The 22,445-nt window shown below is 39.0% G+C and carries 19 protein-coding genes; all 19 read left to right on the top strand.

Annotated features, from left to right (window positions below):
• The first annotated feature begins 341 nt into the window (after nt 1-341).
• The 19 genes from groES to AC3B5B_RS01850 all read left to right on the top strand — a co-directional run bounded on the left by groES (nt 342) and on the right by AC3B5B_RS01850 (nt 22,345).
• Nucleotides 342-626 carry a co-chaperone GroES gene (gene groES, locus AC3B5B_RS01940; RefSeq protein ID WP_489757708.1) on the top strand — a complete coding sequence of 95 codons (285 nt, stop codon included), beginning with the start codon at nt 342-344 and terminating at the stop codon, nt 624-626.
• A 63-nt stretch (nt 627-689) separates the two neighbouring features.
• Nucleotides 690-2,321: a chaperonin GroEL gene (gene groL, locus AC3B5B_RS01935; protein WP_489769165.1), complete on the top strand. Its 1,632-nt coding sequence runs from the start codon at nt 690-692 to the stop codon at nt 2,319-2,321.
• A 177-nt stretch (nt 2,322-2,498) separates the two neighbouring features.
• Nucleotides 2,499-3,281 carry a TIGR00282 family metallophosphoesterase gene (locus tag AC3B5B_RS01930; RefSeq protein ID WP_489769164.1) on the top strand — a complete coding sequence of 261 codons (783 nt, stop codon included), beginning with the start codon at nt 2,499-2,501 and terminating at the stop codon, nt 3,279-3,281.
• Between the two features lie 58 nt (nt 3,282-3,339).
• Nucleotides 3,340-5,931 (top strand): DNA mismatch repair protein MutS, encoded by a 2,592-nt coding sequence (gene mutS, locus AC3B5B_RS01925; protein WP_489769163.1) that lies wholly within the window; start codon nt 3,340-3,342, stop codon nt 5,929-5,931.
• Between the two features lie 119 nt (nt 5,932-6,050).
• Nucleotides 6,051-7,961, top strand: coding sequence for a DNA mismatch repair endonuclease MutL (mutL, locus tag AC3B5B_RS01920; RefSeq protein ID WP_489769162.1), 1,911 nt, complete (start codon nt 6,051-6,053; stop codon nt 7,959-7,961).
• Nucleotides 7,962-7,970: 9 nt separating this feature from the next.
• A complete protein-coding gene (gene ruvA / locus AC3B5B_RS01915; protein WP_489769161.1) occupies nt 7,971-8,567 on the top strand; it encodes a Holliday junction branch migration protein RuvA in 597 nt (198 codons plus the stop codon).
• A gap of 16 nt (nt 8,568-8,583) precedes the next feature.
• Nucleotides 8,584-9,600, top strand: coding sequence for a Holliday junction branch migration DNA helicase RuvB (ruvB, locus tag AC3B5B_RS01910; protein ID WP_489769160.1), 1,017 nt, complete (start codon nt 8,584-8,586; stop codon nt 9,598-9,600).
• Nucleotides 9,596-10,633 (top strand): tRNA preQ1(34) S-adenosylmethionine ribosyltransferase-isomerase QueA, encoded by a 1,038-nt coding sequence (gene queA / locus AC3B5B_RS01905; protein WP_489769840.1) that lies wholly within the window; start codon nt 9,596-9,598, stop codon nt 10,631-10,633. Before ruvB ends, queA begins: the two co-directional genes overlap by 5 nt.
• A 186-nt stretch (nt 10,634-10,819) precedes the next feature.
• Nucleotides 10,820-11,962: a tRNA guanosine(34) transglycosylase Tgt gene (gene tgt / locus AC3B5B_RS01900; protein WP_489757242.1), complete on the top strand. Its 1,143-nt coding sequence runs from the start codon at nt 10,820-10,822 to the stop codon at nt 11,960-11,962.
• Nucleotides 11,963-12,028: 66 nt separating this feature from the next.
• Nucleotides 12,029-12,460, top strand: coding sequence for a preprotein translocase subunit YajC (gene yajC, locus AC3B5B_RS01895; protein ID WP_489769159.1), 432 nt, complete (start codon nt 12,029-12,031; stop codon nt 12,458-12,460).
• A 274-nt stretch (nt 12,461-12,734) separates the two neighbouring features.
• The gene (gene zwf, locus AC3B5B_RS01890) at nt 12,735-14,222 is read left to right on the top strand and encodes a glucose-6-phosphate dehydrogenase (protein WP_489769158.1); all 1,488 of its coding nucleotides are present in this window, start codon (nt 12,735-12,737) and stop codon (nt 14,220-14,222) included.
• A complete protein-coding gene (gene dinB / locus AC3B5B_RS01885; RefSeq protein ID WP_489769157.1) occupies nt 14,179-15,324 on the top strand; it encodes a DNA polymerase IV in 1,146 nt (381 codons plus the stop codon). Before zwf ends, dinB begins: the two co-directional genes overlap by 44 nt.
• A 9-nt stretch (nt 15,325-15,333) precedes the next feature.
• Nucleotides 15,334-16,275 carry a DHH family phosphoesterase gene (locus AC3B5B_RS01880; RefSeq protein WP_489769156.1) on the top strand — a complete coding sequence of 314 codons (942 nt, stop codon included), beginning with the start codon at nt 15,334-15,336 and terminating at the stop codon, nt 16,273-16,275.
• 32 nt (nt 16,276-16,307) lie between these two features.
• Entirely contained in the window at nt 16,308-17,651 is a 1,344-nt protein-coding gene (locus AC3B5B_RS01875; RefSeq protein WP_489769155.1) for a DEAD/DEAH box helicase, read from the top strand.
• Nucleotides 17,652-17,978: 327 nt separating this feature from the next.
• Nucleotides 17,979-20,648 (top strand): alanine--tRNA ligase, encoded by a 2,670-nt coding sequence (gene alaS, locus AC3B5B_RS01870; RefSeq protein ID WP_489769154.1) that lies wholly within the window; start codon nt 17,979-17,981, stop codon nt 20,646-20,648.
• A gap of 111 nt (nt 20,649-20,759) precedes the next feature.
• On the top strand, nt 20,760-21,023 hold the full coding sequence (locus AC3B5B_RS01865) for an IreB family regulatory phosphoprotein (protein WP_489757249.1): 264 nt from the start codon (nt 20,760-20,762) through the stop codon (nt 21,021-21,023).
• Entirely contained in the window at nt 21,020-21,460 is a 441-nt protein-coding gene (gene ruvX, locus AC3B5B_RS01860; protein WP_489757250.1) for a Holliday junction resolvase RuvX, read from the top strand. The genes AC3B5B_RS01865 and ruvX overlap by 4 nt, the downstream gene beginning before the upstream one ends.
• Nucleotides 21,461-21,472: 12 nt before the next feature.
• Entirely contained in the window at nt 21,473-21,778 is a 306-nt protein-coding gene (locus AC3B5B_RS01855; protein ID WP_489757251.1) for a DUF1292 domain-containing protein, read from the top strand.
• Nucleotides 21,779-21,802: 24 nt separating this feature from the next.
• On the top strand, nt 21,803-22,345 hold the full coding sequence (locus AC3B5B_RS01850) for a CvpA family protein (protein WP_489757252.1): 543 nt from the start codon (nt 21,803-21,805) through the stop codon (nt 22,343-22,345).
• Nucleotides 22,346-22,445 lie beyond the last annotated feature (100 nt).

Raw genomic sequence — 22,445 nt, 5'->3', positions numbered from 1 at the left:
GAATCGGGTCAACAATTTGAAAACTATTTTGCAAAATTAATTATCTAATAATTGCATACGTGTCTTGAAAGCTCTTTATGCTCCAAATTTGATAAATCAAGTGAGTCGTCCATTACGGGCGACTTTTTGATTAAAAAAAGCAAAGGAAGATTACTAGATTTTGAGCCAATTAATGTGTTTTCAAAGCAATCTGTGCTACTGTAAAAAAGTAAGTTTTCCGAATATTTTTAAACGGAAATACTTGCATCTGGAAAGGAACATGTTATTATAGAACTTGTATTAGCACTATATAAAGATGAGTGCTAAGAGTGCTAAAAATGTTTTTATTTGGAGGGATTACTTTGTTAAAGCCATTAGGTGATCGTATTCTGGTACAAGTTGATGAAGAAAAGGAACAAACAGTTGGTGGAATTGTTCTAGCCAATAATGCTAAAGAAAAGCCACAAGTTGGTGAAGTTATTGCTGTTGGCGCCGGTGAACGGACACCAGAAGGTAAAACAATTGAATTAAGCATTCAAAAAGGCGATAAAGTCTTATTTGATAAATATGCTGGTTCAGAAGTTAAGTATGACGGCCAAAAATATCTCGTAATGCATGAAAAAGATGTCATGGCAATTGTTGACTAATTTTTGTAATTAATTAGAAATTAAGAACATAAAGTATTAAATAATAATTGAGGTGGCTGAAAAATGACAAAAGAAATTAAATTTTCAGAAGACGCACGGGCTAAGATGCTTGAAGGCGTTAATAAATTAGCAGATACAGTAAAAACAACAATTGGACCTAAAGGTCGTAACGTTGTTTTGGAACAATCCTATGGTTCTCCAAATATTACCAACGATGGTGTAACTATCGCCAAAGATATTGAATTAGAAGATCATTTTGAAAATATGGGTGCTAAATTAGTTTCTGAAGTTGCTTCAAAGACTAATGATATTGCCGGTGACGGTACAACCACTGCGACAGTTTTAGCTCAAGCCATTATTCAAGAAGGCATGAAGAACGTAACTGCTGGTGCGAACCCTGTTGGTATTCGGACGGGAATTGAGAAGGCTACTGCTACTGCTGTCGATGAATTGCGAAAGATTTCTCACGAAGTTAGTGGTCGTGATCAAATTGCTCAAGTTGCCGCAGTTTCTTCTTCCAATCAACAAGTTGGTGAATTAATTGCCGATGCGATGGAAAAAGTTGGTCATGATGGTGTAATTACCATTGAAGAATCAAAGGGTATTGAAACAACTTCTGATGTTGTTGAAGGTATGCAATTTGATCGTGGTTACTTATCACAATACATGGTAACTGATAACGATAAAATGGAAGCCGATTTAGATAATCCATACATTTTAATTACTGATAAGAAGATTTCTAACATCCAAGATATTTTGCCATTATTACAATCAATCGTGCAACAAGGCAAAGCTTTATTGATTATTGCTGATGATGTTGATGGTGAAGCTTTACCAACATTGGTTTTGAACAAGGTTCGGGGCACGTTCAATGTTGTAGCTGTTAAAGCACCTGGTTTTGGCGATCGTCGTAAGGAACAATTAGAAGATATTGCGATCTTGACTGGTGGTACTGTCATTACAGCTGATTTAGGCTTAGAATTAAAAGACACAACCATTGATCAATTAGGTCAAGCAGGTCGTGTAACTGTTACTAAAGACAACACAACAATTGTCCAAGGTTCTGGTTCCAAAGATGCGATTGATGAACGGGTTGATTTAATTAAGAAGCAAGTTAGCGAAACAACTTCTGACTTTGACCGTGAAAAGTTACAAGAACGTTTAGCTAAATTAGCTGGTGGCGTTGGTGTGATTAAAGTTGGTGCCGCTACTGAAACTGAATTAAAAGAACGCAAATATCGGATTGAAGATGCTTTGAATGCTACGCGGGCCGCTGTTGAAGAAGGCTACGTTGCTGGTGGTGGTACAGCTTTGATGAATGTCATTCCAGCTGTTGCCAAATTAGCTGAAGGCGAAACTGGTGATGTGCAAACCGGTGTTAACATTGTTAAGCGGGCTTTAGAAGCACCAGTTCGGCAAATTGCCGAAAATGCCGGCAAAGAAGGCTCTGTTATTGTTGAACATTTGAAGGCACAAGATAATGAAGTTGGTTATAATGCTGCAACTGACAAGTGGGAAAATATGGTTGAGGCCGGAATTATTGACCCAACTAAAGTAACTCGCTCTGCTTTACAAAATGCAGCCAGCGTTTCGGCTTTGATTTTAACAACAGAGGCTGTTGTTGCTGATAAGCCTGAACCTGCTGCTCCTGCAGCACCAGCTGACCCTAATGCTGGTATGGGCGGTATGATGTAATTAATATTGATTGTTAATCAAAAAGACATTTCTTCGGAAATGTCTTTTTTTAATCGCACGGATTTTTGCGTCAATTACTAATTCTCAAACACTTCGGCATTAATGAGATTAATTAGCAGAAGTTTTAGTGGTATCATTAAGTCTTAAGTAGCTAAATAATAGATAAGGAAAGTATTTATGCGAATTATTTTTGTGGGTGATGTCATGGGAGATTTGGGACTGCAAGCTTTGCAAACATATCTTCCACAAATCAAGGCACATTTTCGCCCCCAAGTGACGATTGTTAACGGTGAAAATGCTGCTAAAGGACGAGGCATTAAGGAACAACAATTTAAAAAGATTTTAAAAGCGGGAGCAGATGTGATTACGCTGGGAAATCATGCTTTTGATCAGTCAGAAGTGAATGATTTACTGGAACAGAATGATAATTTGGTGCGACCTGCTAATTACCCCGGGGTAGTTCCGGGAGCAGGAATGACAATTAAACAAGTCAATCAGGAGCAATTAGCAGTAATTAATTTACAGGGGCGCGCTTTAATGAATGCAATTGACGACCCTTTTCAAATAGCTGATCAATTATTGGCGCAAATTCCGGATCAAGCGCAAATTTTTATTGACTTTCATGCGGAAACAACTAGTGAAAAAGCGGCATTGGCTTACTATTTAGATGGTCGAGTGGCGGCAGTTGTCGGGACACATACACATGTGCAAACCAATGATGCCCGAGTTCTGCCGAAAGGGACAGCATTTTTGACAGATGTGGGCATGACGGGGGATTATGACGGAATTATTGGCGTTCAAGCCCAGAGTAGTATTCGCCGCTTTTTAACACAGAGACCAACTCGTTATGAATTAACGGAACATGGTCGTCCCCAAATTAATTATTGCGTAATTGATCTAGAAACGAAAAATAAAATTCATGCGTATCAAATTAATCCGGATCGTCCGTTTGTTGAATAAAAGTTGTTGTTTTTTGAATTAATCTGATCAATAAGATCCTAGCCTAGAGGAGTTTTGTATGCCACAAACTACTAAAGATACACCAATGATGCAACAATATTTAAAAATTAAAAAGGATTATCCAGATGCTTTTTTGTTTTATCGGATTGGTGATTTCTATGAAATGTTTTACGATGATGCAATCAAAGGGGCACAAATACTAGAATTAACCTTGACAGCCCGTAATAAAAATGCCGCTGATCCGATTCCCATGTGTGGGGTGCCCCACCATGCCGTGCAAAGTTATATTGATGTTTTGGTAGATAAAGGGTATAAAGTTGCTATTTGTGAGCAATTAGAAGATCCCAAAGAAGCTAAGGGGATGGTCAAGCGCGGGATTATCAAATTAGTCACGCCAGGAACTAGTTTGGAAGATAAGCCGAATCAAAGCCGAGAGAATAATTATTTGGCGGCCGTAATTTTTCAAGATCAAGAATATGGTTTTGCCTATACGGACTTGTCCACCGGTGAAGTGCGGGTAACTGCGTTTCATAATTGGCAGCAAGTTCAAAATGAATTATTAAATTTACGCTCTAAGGAAGTTGTGATTGCGGCCACTCTAGATCAAGACCAACAGGACCAACTAAAAAAGATGGGAATTTTGGTATCCAGTGAGCAACCCCAGCAAGCTTACGCCGAAGTAGCTTTTGTGACGCAAAAAGTCCAGTCTGAGCTCCAACGTCAGGCGATTACTTATTTAATTTCTTATTTAATTGAAACTCAAAAACGTTCTTTGGCGCACTTGCAGATCGCCCAAGTTTACCAAACTAGTAAATATTTACAAATGGATCACAATGTTCAAAGTAACTTAGAATTATTTCGTTCCCTAAGGACCGGAGAAAAGTCAGGGACATTAGCTTGGCTATTAGACAAAACTAAGACTGCGATGGGTAGCCGTTTGTTAAAGCAATGGCTGCAACGCCCATTACTAGATGCAGCTCTTCTTCAAAAGCGTCAAGATTTAGTTCAAATTTTATTGGATAATTTTTTTCAACGGGGCAATTTACAAGATTATTTAACGAAGGTTTATGATCTGGAACGTTTAGCCGGGCGAATTGCGTTTGGCAATGTTAATGGGCGCGATTTGATTCAATTGGCAACTTCTTTACAGCAAGTTCCTTTAATTAAGGAAACTTTGTTAGATTTACATGATCCGTTACTAGATGATTTGTTAACCAAAATGCCAGAATGTCAGGAAGTTGTGCAATTGATTCAACAAGCGATTGTTGACGATCCGCCAATTTCTGTGACGGAAGGTAACTTAATTCGGGATCATTACGATCAACAACTCGATCAATACCGTAGTGCGATGACGAATGGGAAGGCTTGGATTGCTCAACTACAAGCAGATGAACAACAAGCTACAGGCATTAAGAACTTAAAAATTGGTTTTAACCGAGTGTTTGGTTACTATATTGAAGTAACTAATGCGAATAAAGCCCAAGTGCCCACGGATCGTTATGAACGTAAGCAAACATTAACTAATTCAGAACGCTATATTACGCCGGAATTAAAAGACAAAGAACGTTTGATTTTGGAAGCAGAAGAAAAATCAACGTTACTAGAACACCAATTATTCAAACAAGTTCGGCAACAAATTAAAGACCAAATTGAGCAAATTCAAGCGTTAGCTCAAATTTTGGCCCGGTTGGATGTTTTACAAAGTTTTGCGGTAATTAGTGAAGATCAGCATTATGTCCGCCCACAATTTACGCACAATCATGAAATTAAAATTGTTAATGGTCGTCATCCGGTGGTTGAAAAAGTATTAGGTAGTGATAGTTATATTCCTAACGATGTGAAGATGAACGATCAAACTGATATTCTATTAATTACAGGTCCTAATATGTCTGGTAAAAGCACATATATGCGGCAAACGGCGTTAATTGTCATTATGGCGCAGATTGGATGTTTTGTTCCCGCCGATGCTGCTACGCTGCCGATTTTTGATCAGATTTTTACGCGGATTGGTGCCGCTGATGATTTAATTGCGGGCAATTCCACCTTTATGGTCGAAATGATGGAAGCCAATGATGCTTTACAGCACGCGACGAGTAATTCTTTGATTATTTTTGATGAAATTGGGCGGGGAACGGCGACTTATGATGGCATGGCTTTGGCACAAGCAATTATTGAGTATTTAGATCAAACAGTTCATGCCAAAACGCTGTTTTCCACACACTATCATGAATTAACCCAATTAGCTCAAGATTTAACCACAGTAACGAATGTACACGTGGATGCAACTCAAGAAAATGGGCAATTAGTCTTTTTGCATAAGGTTTTAGCAGGTCCCGCTGATAAGTCGTACGGAATTCATGTTGCAAAATTGGCAGGTTTGCCGACTGATCTATTACAGCGGGCACAAGAGATTTTAGATAATCTGGAACACAAACCGACTAATTTACAAAAACCACCAGTTTCCCAAGCAGTCCAACCCGTCGTTAATCAGGTACAAGAAGCCCCAGTGGAGCAACAATTATCTTTATTTTCAGAAAGTGATGCTACTCATCAAGAATTATTACAAGAATTGCAACAAGCTAATGTGTTGAATATGACGCCATTAGAGGCGTTAAATTTCTTGTATCAATTACAAGCCAAATTACATTAATTTTCTGCATCAAAGTTGTTCAAAAATCAAGTAGTAGCAATACTAACTGCTGAGAAGTTTTGCAAGCCAATTGTGTTAGTAAACATTAGCTGTAAATTAGATTAGAGTAGGGATATTCAATGGCAGAAATTCATGAATTACCAAGTACTTTAAGTAATCAAATTGCCGCAGGCGAAGTGGTAGAACGGCCAGCATCCGTGGTCAAAGAATTAGTAGAAAATGCAATTGACGCACACGCAACACAAATTGAAATTCAAGTGCAAGATGCTGGTATTTCGCAAATTAAGGTTGTTGATAACGGTGATGGTATTGCTAGAGATCAAGTTCAGCTAGCGTTTCAACCGCATGCCACTAGTAAAATCAGTTCAACCCAGGACTTATTTAATGTACAGACTTTAGGGTTTCGGGGTGAGGCTTTGGCTAGTATTGCTGCAGTTGCCAAGGTCGTGCTTACTACTAGTACTGATGGAGCCAGTGGCACGCTGTTGCAAGTAGCAGGTGGACAATTCCAAACGCCACAGGTGACCGCGGCTAAAAAGGGTACCACAGTGGTGGTGACCGATTTATTTTACAATACACCCGTGCGGTTAAAATATATCAAAACTTTAAATACTGAGTTAAAAAAAGTAGTTGAGGTTGTAAATCATCTAGCCTTAGGTCACCCCCAGATTGCGTTGAGATTAAACAATGAAAAGAAAACCTTAGTGCGAACTTCTGGTAACGGCGATCTCAAACAAACTATTGCGGGGATCTATGGCCGCAAAGTAGCAGCTGACTTAATTGCTTGTCAAGGTGTTGATGCTGATTTTCAGGTTCAAGGCTATTTATCTTTGCCAGAACAAACGAGAGCTAACCGCAATTATATCGCACTGTTAATTAATCAACGCTATATTCATAATTATCAATTAAGTAAAGCTTTTTTGGCGGGGTATGGTTCAAAGCTAATGGTTGGGCGCTATCCTATAGGTGTTCTAGAAATTACGACTGATCCGTTATTAGTTGATGTTAATGTTCATCCAACCAAGCGTGAAGTTCGCTTGAGTAAAGAACAACAATTAGCTAATTTAATTGAACAAAGCGTTGCACAAGCATTGGGGCAATTAAATTTAATTCCGGATGCTTTAAAAACAACTTCCTCCAAACCAAGACCGCCTTTTGTGCAAACTGATGAGTCATTTAATGCGGCAACATCTTTTTTACGTGAACCATCTGTTACCAAGACCACGCCAACGACTAATTGGATTCAACCAGGAGCAGTGCATTTACAAGAAATCTTTCAAGATCCTCAGCATCTACAACAATGGGATCAAAAAATGCAGCAAATTGCTCAACAAGATGCCACTCTGACGCAATTACCACCAAAAGCGTCGGATGCTACACCCAAAGTCAAGTCAGTGGCACAACAGTCGTTATCCCAACCAGCTTTTCCCCAATTACAATTCCTGACACAAATTCATGAAACTTATTTAGTAGCTCAAAGTGGCGATGGTTTTTATCTGGTTGACCAACATGCTGCTCAAGAACGGGTGAAGTATGAGCAATTTAGTCAAGCAATTGGTCAAGTTAGTAGCGATCAACAAAAATTATTGGTACCGTTAATTTTGGATTACGCGAATTCAGAGGCGATTACTTTAAGTGCACACTTAGATTTATTACGTCAGATGGGGGTGGAGATTGCTCCGTTTGGACAAAATAGTTTTGTGGTAACTAGCCATCCTACTTGGATTGGCGTTGAGCAAGAAGAAAAGACGATTCGAGAAATGATTGATTATATTTTGCAAGACGGTAAAATTAATATAGCCCGTTTTCGAGAACAAACAGCGATTACTATGAGCTGTAAATTATCTATTAAGGCTAATCATCATTTGGACCGGCCTCAGGCCCAGGCAATTTTGGATCAATTAGCACAAGCCCAAAATCCGTATAATTGTCCGCATGGGCGGCCGACATTAATTCATTTTAGTTATGCGGAAATCCAAAAGATGTTTAAGAGAATTCAAGATCCCCATCAATCTAGACGGTTTAAGTGAGGTTTTATTGTGTTTGAATATTTTCAGGGAATTATTACGGCGATTTATCCCACTTATGTGGTATTAGAGGTCCAACACATTGGTTATCATATCTTGGTGGCGAACCCTTATCGTTACCAGACAGACGAACCGCTCAAGCTTTATATTGAACAAATTATTCGTGATAATGATCAATCCCTCTATGGTTTTTATGACTTAGCAGAAAAACAATTATTTTTACAATTAACTTCGGTTTCTGGAATTGGTCCCAAAAGTGCGTTAGCTATTTTGGCTGACGATGATCATTCGGGATTGATTGAAGCAATTGGGAGCGACGATGTGCAATTTCTGACGAAGTTTCCTGGTGTTGGTAGAAAAACGGCGCAACAAATTGTTTTGGATTTAAAAGATAAATTACCCAAAACAACTCTGGCAACCAATCCCTCTAACTTATTTAGTCATGTACCAACAGCAACTGCTAATAAAGATTTTGCTGATGGCTTAGCAGCGTTAGCCGCTTTAGGTTATTCTCAAAAAGAATTACAAAAGATTGAAACGGCTTTAAGTAAAGTAACGGCCCAGAATGCAGGTGATTACGTCCGGGCAGGTTTAAAATTATTACATTAAGAACTGAGGTGATTAGATGTCTGACAAGGATCATTTAACTGATGATCAAATTCTCGATGATCAAGAAGCGGCGGTTGAACAATCTTTACGGCCTCAAACTTTGGACCAGTACTTGGGACAAGAAAAAGTTAAACATGAATTGCATGTCTATATTCAAGCAGCTTTAAAGCGCCAGGAAGCACTGGATCATGTCTTGTTGTACGGACCGCCTGGATTAGGTAAGACAACGCTAGCTTTGGTGATTGCCCATGAGTTACAAGTCAATCTGCGAACAACGACGGGGCCATCAATTGAAAAACCGGGTGATTTGGTTGCTATTTTGAGTGAATTACAATCTGGTGACGTGTTATTTATTGATGAAATTCATCGTCTACCAAAAAATATTGAAGAAATTTTGTATTCGGCGATGGAGGACTTTTATATTGATATCGTCGTTGGTCAAGGCTCCGATGCCCACGCAATTCATTACCCATTACCGCCGTTTACCTTGATTGGTGCGACGACTCGGGCAGGCCAATTATCTTCACCTTTGCGGAGTCGCTTTGGGATTGTCGAACACATGGCTTTTTATGATGAAGCCGAATTGACGCAAATTGTCCAACGCTCCGCTCAGGTTTTAAATGTGTCTGTAACCAGCGCCGGTGCGCATGAACTAGCACGGCGTTCACGCGGAACACCGCGCGTAGCTAATCGTTTATTAAAGCGTGTCCGCGATTTTATGCAGGTTTCTGGTCAAGCAGAAATTGATCAAACTTTGGCAGCTTCGGCCTTAGACCAATTACAAGTTGATGATCAAGGGCTTGATCAGACAGATCGCAAATTATTGATAATGATGATTAATCTGTATCAGGGTGGGCCGTTAGGAATTAAAACGATGGCTGTCAATTTAGGTGAAGAACAAGAAACAATTGAAACCGTGAACGAACCATATTTGTTACAGCAAGGTTTCTTAAAGCGGACCCCCCGTGGTCGGGTGGTGACCCCCAAAGCCTATGAACATTTAGGGATTCCATTAACTAAAGGAGAGAATTAAATTGTTAACGTTAGAAGATTTTGATTATCATTTACCTCAGGAATTAATTGCACAAACTCCGATTAAAAACCGCGATCAATCACGCATGTTAGTGTTAGATCATCAAACTGGTGAATATCAAGATCGACACTTCTTTGATATTCTAGATTATTTAAATCCTGGTGATGCTTTAGTAATGAATAATACTAAGGTTTTACCAGCTCGCTTGTATGGCATTAAGGAAAAGACGCAGGCACACTTAGAAGTTTTATTATTAAATAATACCGAGGGTGATGACTGGGAAGTTTTGATGAAACCAGCACGCAGAGCACCAGTGGGGACCGTCGTCGAATTTGGTGATGGAAAGTTAAAATGTGCGGTTACGAAGGAATTGGAACACGGTGGCCGGATGGTGCACTTTGATTATGATGGGATTTTTATGGAAATCTTAGAACAATTAGGTGAAATGCCCTTACCGCCCTATATCAAAGAAAAATTAGCTGATCCTGATCGTTACCAAACGGTCTATGCCAAAGAAGAAGGTTCAGCAGCGGCCCCTACAGCTGGCTTACATTGGACGAAAGACTTATTAGAGAAAGTCCAAGCTAAGGGTGTTAAGTTAGTTTATTTAACCTTACATGTGGGGTTGGGAACTTTTCGGCCAGTTTCTGAAGAAAATATTGATGATCATCAGATGCATAGTGAGTTTTACCGTTTGAGTGAAGCAGCGGCGCAAACTTTAAATGAAGTTAAGGCTAATGGTGGCAAAATTGTTGCAACGGGTACCACTTCTATTCGAACTTTAGAAACAATTGGAACGAAGTTTGACGGAAAAATTAAGGCAGACAGTGGCTGGACTGATATCTTTATTAAGCCTGGTTATCGTTGGCGGGTGGTGGATGAGTTTATTACTAATTTTCATTTACCTAAGTCCACCTTAGTGATGTTAGTAGCTTCTTTTACCGGACGCGAAAATATCTTAAATGCTTATGAACACGCAGTTAAAGAGCAATATCGGTTCTTCAGTTTTGGTGATGCAATGTTTATTAAATAAAATTGCAGTAAAAATTAGTTGAGGCAAACGGAATTTATCGTGAATAGAGACGAACATTTTTATGCACTCAATTGCTAAGTAATTTTTTCAACTTCATTACCCAAGTTAGGACCACATTGTTGAAGCAATGAGTTGTTATTTGGTGCAGTACGATGTCCAATAATATACAGAAATTTGGAGTTTTATATGGAACAACCAATTAAATATCATTTAATCAAAAAAGAAAAACATACTGGCGCCCGGTTAGGCGAATTAATTACCCCGCATGGAACTTTTGAGACCCCGATTTTTATGCCTGTTGGGACACAAGCCAGTGTCAAAACTATGTCACCAGAGGAATTAAAGGAAATCGGAGCAACGGTCATTTTATCTAATACCTATCACTTATGGTTACGGCCTGGTTCTAAGTTGGTGCGTGAAGCAGGTGGTTTGCACCAGTTTATGAATTGGGATCGTGGCATACTAACCGATTCTGGTGGCTTTCAAGTTTTTTCTTTAGCCAAAAGGCGCGGTATTAGTGAAGAAGGTATTACTTTTAAGAGCCATTTAGATGGGCGTAAGATGTTTTTATCACCAGAAAAGGCCATTCATATTGAAAATGATTTGGGCCCAGATATTATGATGAGCTTGGATGAATGTCCGCCTTTCTTTGAATCACATGATTACTTGCAAAAATCAATTGCACGTACAACGCGGTGGGCAGAACGTGGTTTAAGAGCGCATCGTAATCCTAACCGGCAGGGGATTTTTGGAATTGTTCAAGGCGCAGGTTTTAAAGATTTGCGGCAGCAAAGTGCCAAAGATTTAGTTTCATTAGATTTTGCTGGTTACTCTATTGGCGGTTTATCTGTTGGTGAATCGAAAACGCAAATGAATCAAGTTTTAGATTATACGACGCCACTTTTGCCGGAAAATAAGCCACGATACTTGATGGGCGTGGGCACAGCTGATTCGTTGATTGATGGTGTCATTCGCGGAATTGATATGTTTGATTGTGTTTTGCCCACACGGATTGCGCGTAATGGAACTTGCATGACTTCTAATGGGCGTTTGGTCGTCAAAAATGCACAATATGCCCACGATTTTGGCCCATTAGATCCGAATTGTGATTGTTATGCTTGTCGAAATTATTCTCGGGCTTATATCAGACATTTATTGCAGGTTGATGAAACTTTTGGCATTCACTTAACAAGTTATCATAACTTATATTATTTAGTGCATTTGATGGCGCAAATTCGCCAAGCAATTCGGGATGATAATTTATTAGACTTGAAGCAACAGGTCTTCGAACAGTACGGCTTTAATGAAAAAAACGCAAAGAATTTTTAATGAGTTACTGTGTTTTCAAGGATTGTTTGTTAGAATAGTAGTAAAATCAAACTAGAGGTGGAGCAATTGAACTTATTGGCAGCTAAAGCAAGTGGTAGTGGTAACATGATGTTATTACTCTTTTTCGTCATTTTAATTGTATTTATGTATTTTACGATGTGGCGCCCACAAAAAAAGCAACAAGAACAACGTCAAAAAATGTTGGGTCAACTAAAAGTTGGTGATCCGGTCGTCACCATCGGTGGCCTTTACGGAACGATTGATACGATTAATGATGCGGAAAAAACCATCGTGATCGACTGCGATGGAATTTATTTAACGTTTAATCGTTCAGCGATTAGAAGTGTCAATAAACCAGCCGCAACTAAATCAGCGACAACAGCTAAGGCTGAGACAGAAACTAAAGCACCAGCAAAGTCAGATGAAGCGGCTAGTGACGATGCTGCTCCTGCTAGTCAAGCGGATGACGACACTACTACTGAAACAGCAGATAAATAATTTGAGTTTTGAAGAGGTTGGGACAAAAGTCGCTGAAATTTGAAAACTAACGATAATTGAGTAAGTTTGCCACAAATTTTAGACTTTTGGAGTACAATAATTAATCAATGTTTAGTTAGTTTAGAACATGATAATTATTGCCCCAACCTCTTTTTGTTAGCTGCAATTAGTTAAGTTTGAAGACGGTTTTTAATTGGTTGTAATTATTATGCTGGGATAATTTTTATATAATTACAATCCAAAAACAAAAATTACGATGTGTGAGGTATGAATAATGCAGGAACAAAAAGTTATTTTTATTATTTTTGGTGGCTCAGGTGATTTAGCACACCGTAAATTATATCCTGCGCTTTTTAAATTATATTTAAAAGGTTATTTAAAACAGCATTTTGCAGTAATTGGTACAGCGCGAAGGGCTTGGAGCCACGAATATTTTCGGCAAACGATTTTACAATCAATTGTTGATGAAACTGCCGATCAAGACCAGATTGATCAATTTTTACAACATTTTTATTATCAATCACATGATGTTAATGATGCCGAACACTATGTTGCCTTAAAAAAATTGGCATCTAGTTTAGATCAAAAATATCAAACTGGCGCTAATCAAATTTTTTATATGGCGATTGCGCCCAAGTTTTTTGGAGTGGTGGCACAACATATTAATTCAGAACATTTATTAACAGCGACGGGTTTTAACCGTTTGGTCATCGAGAAGCCATTTGGGCGTGATTTAAAAAGCGCACAGGAATTAAACGATAGTATTGCAGCCACTTTCCAAGAAAAACAGATCTATCGTATTGATCATTATTTGGGAAAAGAAATGGTTCAGGCTTTGCCGATTCTTCGCTTTACGAATCCGATGTTAGAAGCTGTTTGGAATAAGCAGTATATTAATAATGTGCAAATTACCTTGGCTGAGACCTTGGGTGTGGGTGAACGTGCGGGTTATTATGAAACAGCTGGTGCTTTGCGTGATATGATTCAAAATCACGCCTTACAAATTTTGGGGTTATTGGCGATGGATCAGCCGTCGGTCTTTACGTCTGATGCAGTGCACCAACAAAAAGTCAAATTATTCTCGCAATTACAGTTATATTCAGCTCAAGAAGTTGAGCGCTATTTTGTGCGCGGTCAATATGGTACTGATAAGAAAGGTTATCATCGCTCTTATCGAGCAGCGGATGATGTAGCCGATAATTCAGTCGTAGAAACTTTTATTGCTGGAAAAATTTTGATTGATAATGAACGTTGGCAAAATGTACCATTTTATGTTCGCTCTGGTAAGAGATTACGTCAGAAAGCTACGCGGATTGATATTGTTTTTAATGAACAAACTGATAATATTTTTGCTCAAGTTTTACCGCAACAAATCAGACCTTGTCGACCAGTACTGACAATTGTAGTAGAACCAACGCAGGGAATTAAATTGAGTTTGAACTTGACGACACCAGGAGAGGGGGTGCGCAATTCTTTGAAAACTTTAGATTTTCATGAATTGTCAGATAGCATGGTTAACTCACAGGAAGCCTATGAAAAATTATTAATTGATATTTTGTTGGGCAATCAAACTAATTTTACCAATTGGCAAGAACAGTATTACACTTGGCGCTTTATTGATCGGATTCGCCAATATTTTGATCAAATTCAGCCTGAGTTCCCTAATTACTATAGTAATAGTTTTGGCCCTCAAGCTAGTGACGATTTATTAGCGAAAGATGGCAACGAGTGGATTTGGAATTCGGATAATCTTGAACTCTGATTTTTGGGAATTACCCATTGTTATTAATGATCAACGTCAAATTCTGCATGTTGATATGGATGCTTTTTACGCTTCAGTGGAAGAACGTGAGCATCCAGCTTATCGCCATAAAGCGCTAGTCATTGCTCGCGATCCGCGCTTGCACAATGGTCATGGCGTTATTACTACTGCTAATTACCAGGCGCGGAAGTTTGGGGTACATTCGGCAATGCCAGCGATTAAGGCATTGGAGTTAATCCCTGCTGAGCAATTGCAATTTACGGATCCGAATTTTAAGTTATATCGGCAAGTTTCACAACAAATTCACCAGATTTTTGCGAAGATTACGGCTGTTTGGGAGCCTGTAGCGTTTGATGAAGCTTATTTAGATATAACGCATAATCATTTGCAGATAGAAGATCCAATTGAGGTCGCCGCGTTAATTCAGCATACTATCAAGAATTCATTACAGTTAACTTGTTCGGTAGGAATTTCTTATAATAAATTTTTAGCTAAAATGGCATCTGATTATGCTAAACCATTCGGGCGCACGGTAATTAGTAGCAACCAAGCGTTGAATTTTTTGGCGCAGATGCCGATTGCTAAATTACATGGTATTGGTAAAGCCACACAAGCTAAACTAGCACAAGCTGGCTTAACTACCGGTCAACAGTTGCAGCAATGTCCAGTGACTTTTTTAACGCGATTGTTGGGGAAAACGGGTTTTCTATTGTATCAGCGAATTCACGGAATTGATGATCGCCAAGTGAGCGCACAGCGCCAGCATAAATCGATTGGTAATGAACGTTCCTTTGATCGACCAATTTTTAATGACCAAGAGATTAATGATGTTTTAAAGGAACAGGCAAAGTCGGTGGCACAAACTTTGCAACAAAAGCAGCTGCACGGGCAAACGATTGTTTTAAAAGTTCGGACGATGGCATTTGTGACTTATACACGGCGCAAGACTTTGACTAATTGGACTAATAATGCACAATTAATCTACCAAACTAGCCAAGAATTGTTAGCCACTTTAATGTTAGAGAATCAACCACTGCGCTTATTAGGAATTACGGTAACCAACTTAGTGCCACAAAATTTTGAGGAAATTGAGCTTTTTTAGGAGAAGATTATGAATACTTTTGGAGAAATTATTACCCAAATTAAACAATATGAGCGAATCATTATCCATCGACATGAAAATCCTGATCCAGATGCTCTAGGGTCACAGTTAGGTTTAGCATCCAGCATTCAAGCAACTTATCCGGATAAAACGGTTTTGTTAGCGGGGGGGTCAGTCGGTGATTTAGACTGGATTAGTACGATGGATCAAGTTAGTGATCTGCAGTATCAACAAGCATTAGTGATTGTCGTTGATACAGCTAATCAACCGCGCATTAGTGATCAGCGTTATAGTGAAGGTGAAAAACTGATTAAGATTGATCACCATCCCAATGTGGATTCATATGGTGATTTACAGTATGTGAATACGAGTGCTTCGAGTTGTTCAGAAATTATCGGTGATTTAATTAATAGTGCTGGTTCTGATTTGGTTTTCACGGACCAAGTAGCCCGCGCTTTATATGCAGGAATAGTCGGTGATACGGGACGCTTCATGTATCAAAGTACAACTTCTCATACTTTAGCTTTAGCCGCACAATTAATTGGTTATCGTTTTGATGCCGCCGCTTTAAATCGTAATATGGGGCAAATGACGTTAGAACAAGCCAAATTACAAGGTTATGTCTTTGAACATTTAGTGATTGCTCCTAATGGTGCAGCCAAAGTGGTTTTGCCAGCTGAATTGTTAACGAAATTAGGTTTACAGCAGGCAGATGCTCATGTGGTCGTTGGGACACCCGGGCGGTTAAAGAATGTTCAATCTTGGGTCATTGCGGTAGCTAAAGCTGATGGCACTTACCGTATTCATTTGCGTTCTAAGCAAGTATCCATTAATGATTTGGCAGCACAACATGACGGTGGCGGACATCCACTAGCTAGTGGTGCTAATGCGCAAGATTTGGTAGAGGTGGAACAAATTTATCAGCAACTACAAGCTAAATTAGACGATTAAGATAGAGATTAAGGAAATTTGAGGTTAAAATTATGGCTAATTTTGCAGATTACCATTTTGCAGAATTTTTGAAGACAGCGCTGACTAAAATTAATTTTCAGCAGCCTACTAACGTTCAACAGCAAGTCATTCCAGTGATCCAAAAAGGTCATGATGTGATTGTACAGGCACAAACGGGTAGTGGCAAAACGCACGCATATTTGTTACCGTTAATTAATCAGTTAATGGCTACTAAACAAGTACAATTATTAATTACTGCTCCCAGTCGGGAATTAGCATATCAAATTCGCGAAGCAGCACAGCAATTAATTCAAACGAGTACTTTAGATTTGCACATTGGTTTATACGTCGGAGGAACCGATAAATTAAAACAAGTACAACATTTGAAACAGCAGCAACCTCAAATTGTTATTGGTACTCCAGGACGAATTTGGGATTTGATCAAAAATCAGGCGCTCTTGGTTTACCAAACTAAATATTTTGTGATTGATGAAGCTGATATGACTTTGGATTTAGGTTTTTTGCAAGAGGTCGACCATATTGCCAGCAGTTTGCCTGACAAATTACAAACGATGGTGTTTTCAGCAACAATTCCGGATAAGTTACAGCCATTTTTGAAAAAATATTTATATGAACCACAAGTGATTAAACTAGCGGTTCCAACAATTATTGCCCCTAATATTACGAATTTGGCAATTTTTACGCGTGGACGGGATCGGAAGACTGTTTTATATCAAGTTTTAACCTTAGGTCAACCGTATTTAGCGTTAATCTTTGCGAATAAGAAAAAAACGGTTGATGAAGTTTTTAATTTTTTGAAAGTTAAAGGGTTAAATGTTGCCCGCATTCATGGCGGATTAACGCCACGGGAACGTAAGCGCACCATGAAGGCGATTGAAAATATGGATTATCAATTTGTCGTAGCGTCTGATCTAGCTGCTCGGGGGATTGATATTCCGGGAGTTTCTCATGTAGTTAATTATGAAATTCCGGACGATGATGACTTTTTTGTTCACCGCGTGGGACGGACTGGGCGCAATCAAATGGCCGGGAGCGCTATTACGTTATATGCACCGGAAGAAGAAGAAAAGTTACAACATTTAGAAAATTTAGGAATCAAATTTGCAGCTAAAGAAATCAAAAACGGTGAATTAGTTGCGACCCATCAGCATGATCGCCGCCAACAACGCACGGCTTCGCAGCATCAGTTAGATCCAACATTAGTCGGCTTAGTTAAAAAAGAAAAGAAGAAGAAAAAGCCTGGTTATCGTAAGAAAATTAAACAAGCGGTTGACCAAGACCGACGGCAAAAACGTAAAATAGAACAACGTGCTCAGCGCAATCAACGCAAAAAAATGCGGAAACAACAGCACTAAAGTGTTTAGTATGATATGCCTCCCTGAGAATTAGGACAATAATCTTAATTTTTGGAGGCATTTTTTATGAGCAGATTATTGAAAAAGAATTGACTTTCTAGAATTTTAAAATTATTATTAAAACTAATTGGATATGCTGTGTTCAAACTTTCTTGAGAGAGGGTAAGGTTGGTGGAATTACCTGTTGGTTTTAATGCAGTGCTCCCAACGTTTAAATTAAAATAATAAATGAAGTGGCAAACGACAAAATCGTTGCAATCAAGGTGGTACCACGCTTAAGCGCCCTTGTGAAGCAATGATTTTGTTTTTTTATTGAGGAGTGAAATTATGAAACAAATGACTAGTGCGCAAGTGCGCCAAATGTTCTTAGATTTTTTTGCTCAAAAAGGTCATACGATTGAGCCGAGTGCATCATTAGTACCCAAGGATGATCCAACATTATTGTGGATTAATTCTGGTGTAGCAACGATGAAAAAATATTTTGACGGTGAAGTAATTCCGAAAAATCCGCGTTTAGTTTCGGCACAAAAAAGTATTCGTACTAATGATATTGAAAATGTGGGACATACTGCTCGACATCAAACCTTTTTTGAAATGTTAGGTAATTTTTCAGTCGGTGATTATTTTAAAGACCAGGCTGTTGCTTGGGCATGGGAGTTGTTGACTAGTCCCGAGTGGTTTGATTTTGATCCGGAAAAATTATTTGTCACAGTTTATCCTAAGGACCAAGCGGCTTATGATTGTTGGATTAAGCAAGGTGTGCAGCCTGATCATATCTATAAAGTTGAAGATAACTTTTGGGATATTGGGGTGGGTCCTTGCGGTCCAGATTCTGAAATCTTTTATGATCGCGGACAGGAAAATAATGATGTTGCGGAAAACGATCCTGAGAATTATCCCGGGGGCGAAAATGCACGTTACTTGGAAATTTGGAACATCGTGTTCTCCCAGTTAAACCATTTGCCTAATGGTCAATATGTGGATCAACCACATAAAAATATTGATACTGGTATGGGCTTAGAGCGGATTGTTTCCGTGATTCAAAATGCACCAACAAATTTTGAAACTGACTTGTTCTTACCAATCATTCGAGCTACAGAAACTTTTACTGCTGATAAACATTATGGTGCTGTTGCTAGCGATGATGTGGCTTTTAAGATTATTGCCGATCATGTGCGGACGGTTAGTTTTGCAATTGGTGATGGCGCTTTGCCGTCGAATGAAGGTCGGGGCTATGTTTTGCGGCGTTTAATTCGACGCGCGGTTTTAAATGGTCATAAATTAGGAATTCAAGGTCCATTTTTAAGTCAATTAGTTCCTGTAGTTGGAAAAATTATGGACAGTTATTATCCAGAAATATTGGCCCAATTAGAATATATTCAAAAGGTGATTGCTAGTGAAGAAAAACGGTTTGCCGAAACCTTGAATGATGGTTTAGCTTTGCTAAATGAAACGATTGCTCAAGTTAAAGTTAACGGCAGCCAACAAATTAGTGGTAGTGCGGCTTTTAAATTGTTTGATACCTATGGTTTTCCGTATGAATTAACGGTTGAGTCAGCACAAGAGCAAGGTTTAAGTGTCGATCGCGCTGGATTTGATGCCCAAATGGAGCAACAAAAGCAACGTGCTCGGCAAGCACGTGGTAAACAACAGTCTATGGGTAATCAAGATCAATTATTAATGGGCTTAAACATTGAGAGCGAATTTGTTGGTTATGACCAAATGAGCATTGATGATGGTGTTTTACAAGCGATCATCGTGGCTGATCAAACAGTTGCTGAGGTCAAAGCTGGTCAAGCACAATTAATTTTTGATCGAACGCCTTTTTACGCTGAAATGGGTGGTCAAGTGGCCGATATTGGGGTGATTCAAGACCAAAACGGAACCACGGTTGCCCAAGTTATCGACGTTCAACATGCACCAAATGGTCAAAATTTACATTTAGTTGATGTCAAAGCACCGTTGGTGCAAGGCCAAACCTATCATTTAGCTATTGATCAAACTTTCCGGAAAAAAGTTCGGCGGAATCATACAGCTACGCATTTATTGGATCAGGCGTTACGGAATGTTTTGGGCGATAAAACCCATCAAGCTGGTTCATTAGTCGAGCCAGATTATCTGCGCTTTGATTTTACTAGTTTAGATCGTTTGACTGACGCGCAGTTGCGCCAAATTGAGCAAATCGTTAATGAACAAATTTGGCAAGAAATTCCTGTAGAAACGATTGAAACAGATTTACAATCGGCGAAGAAATTAGGTGCCATTTCACTATTTGATGACAAGTATGGGGATCAAGTCCGAGTTGTGAAAATTGCTGACTTTTCCATGGAATTTTGTGGTGGTACGCATGTCAAAAACACGGCCGAAATTGGCATGTTTAAGATTATTGCTGAAACAGCTATTGGTTCCGGTGTCAGACGAATTACGGCGGTTACGAGCCAAGAAGCTTACGAGGCCGATCAAGAACAGTTGCATTATTTGCAACAAATGCAGCAAGAATTAAAAGTTCCGCAGATGAAAGTTTTGCCTGAAAAAGTCACACAATTGACCGCCGAATTAAAGAGTACTAAGCAAAAATTACGAGATTTAAAAGTCAAGGTGGCCCAACAAGAAGCCGGTGACTTATTAAATCAGGTTGAACAACTTGGTTCCATGACAGCGATTATTACAGCCGTACCTGATACGGGAATGAATGAATTGCGGCAAATGGCAGATACTTGGAAGCAAAAGTCGCAATCAGATGTCTTGGTATTGGGAACTAAAAACGGAAGTAAAGCTAATTTAATTGTAGCTGCTTGCCGATGTCTTGGTATTGTAGCTGCTAGTTCTAAGGCGATTGCCCAAGGATTGACAGCTGGGCAATTAATTAAGCAAATTGCTCCGAAAATCAATGGCGGCGGCGGCGGTCGCGATCAATTAGCCCAGGCGGGCGGGAAAGATGCAACTGGATTAGATGCAGCTTTAACTTTGGCCCGTCAATTAATTGCTCAAGCTTAATCAATGGTCAAGGACCTCTTTTTAGACTATGATATAATGATTACTTGAAAATAGATTTGTGATTGAATCAGTTTTTGAGTATGATAAGGATTATAAAAAGAGGTGTAGCTTGTGAGTTCTTTAGATAATACAATGAGCTTTGACTTCAACGAGAGTCGAAGACAGGATGTTCGCGATACTTTGCAAAAGGTTTATAAGGCACTGGAAGATAAGGGGTATAATCCTATCAACCAAATTGTAGGTTATCTGTTGTCGGGTGATCCAGCTTATATTCCCCGTTATAATGATGCGCGTAATTTGATTCTAAAGCATGAGCGGGATGAAATTATCGAAGAATTAGTTCGTTATTATTTAGAAAATGGTGACAATCATTGAGAATTATGGGCTTAGATGTTGGCTCCAAGACCGTTGGTGTCGCGGTGAGTGACCTACTAGGCTGGACTGCTCAAGGCGTCGAAATTATCCGCATTGATGAAGACCAACAAGAGTTTGGTTTGGAGCGCTTGGCACAGTTAGTACAGCAATATCAAGTAGAGCAATTTGTCGTGGGCTTACCTAAAAATATGGATAATTCTGAGGGTGAACGTGTTACTAAATCCCAAGAATATGGTAAAATGATTGCCACAAAGTTTAATTTACCCGTTGATTATATTGATGAACGCTTAACGACAGTGCAAGCTCAACGGATGTTGATCGAAGAGGCTGATGTATCACGGCATAAACGTCATCAAGTAATTGATGAAGTCGCAGCGATGATGATTCTGCAAAATTATTTAGATAAACTGGCCTATCAAAAGGCTAATCCACAGTAGAGAGGTTAACTAATGGACGGCAAACCTGAAAATATTGACCAAGAAATTGTCTTAAGTGACGATCAAGGCAACCAAGAAGTTTATAAAATTTTATTTACATTTGATTCGGATGATTATGGCAAATCATATGTTCTAATGTATCGCGCTGCTCAAGAAGATGACGATGAAATTGAAATTCAAGCTTTTAGCTTTATTCCTGATGAAAATGGGGATGTAACTTCTGGTGACTTGATGCCAATTACTGATGACGATGAGTGGGAAATGGTACAGGAAGTTTTAAATACCTTTTCTAGTGATGAAGATAATTCACAACAATAAATTTTATAATGATCAGGTGTCAGAATGTTAAGTGTATTAATAATTCTAACTTTGGCTTACGGAATTTATGCTGGGATTAGAAGAGGATTAGCGCTGCAAAGCGTTTATACAATCGGTTATGTAATTAGTTTCGTTTGTGCGTGGGGCACCTATCGCTGGTTAGGTCCTAAATTAGACTTAATTGTTCCTTATCCATCCGCTTCGCCGCAAAGCTATTTTGCTTTTTTTAGTCAACGTGTACGATTAAGTTTAGATAGTTCCTTTTATTTAGGAATTGCATTCTTATTTGTGGTTTTTGGTGGTTGGTGTTTGACGCGAATAGTTGGAGCGTATTTTAACGATTTGACGTATCTTTCTTTCGGCGGCGATTTTAATCGCCCTTTGAGTGCAATTTTGGCTTTAGTATGCAATTATGTGGGAATTTTTATGGTCTTATATATTTTAGCCTTAATTCCAATTACGGGCTTGCAGCATATTTTAAGTCGTTCGACAATTGCTTCAACAATGATCCGTTACTCAACTGGACTAACACAATTGTTTACTAATTTGTTAATTGGTGTTTTATAAAGAAACTGAGCATAAAGTTATTTAGAACATGCAAAATAATGGGAACAAATCAAAAGGTGTGCTTACTGAAAAGATTTGTCTAGGTTATCGCAAATTCTAA

Source organism: Bombilactobacillus sp. ESL1187 (genome assembly GCF_058107155.1).
The sequence above is the reverse complement of the archived record's forward strand: the minus strand, read 5'-3'. Positions and strand labels throughout refer to the sequence as shown.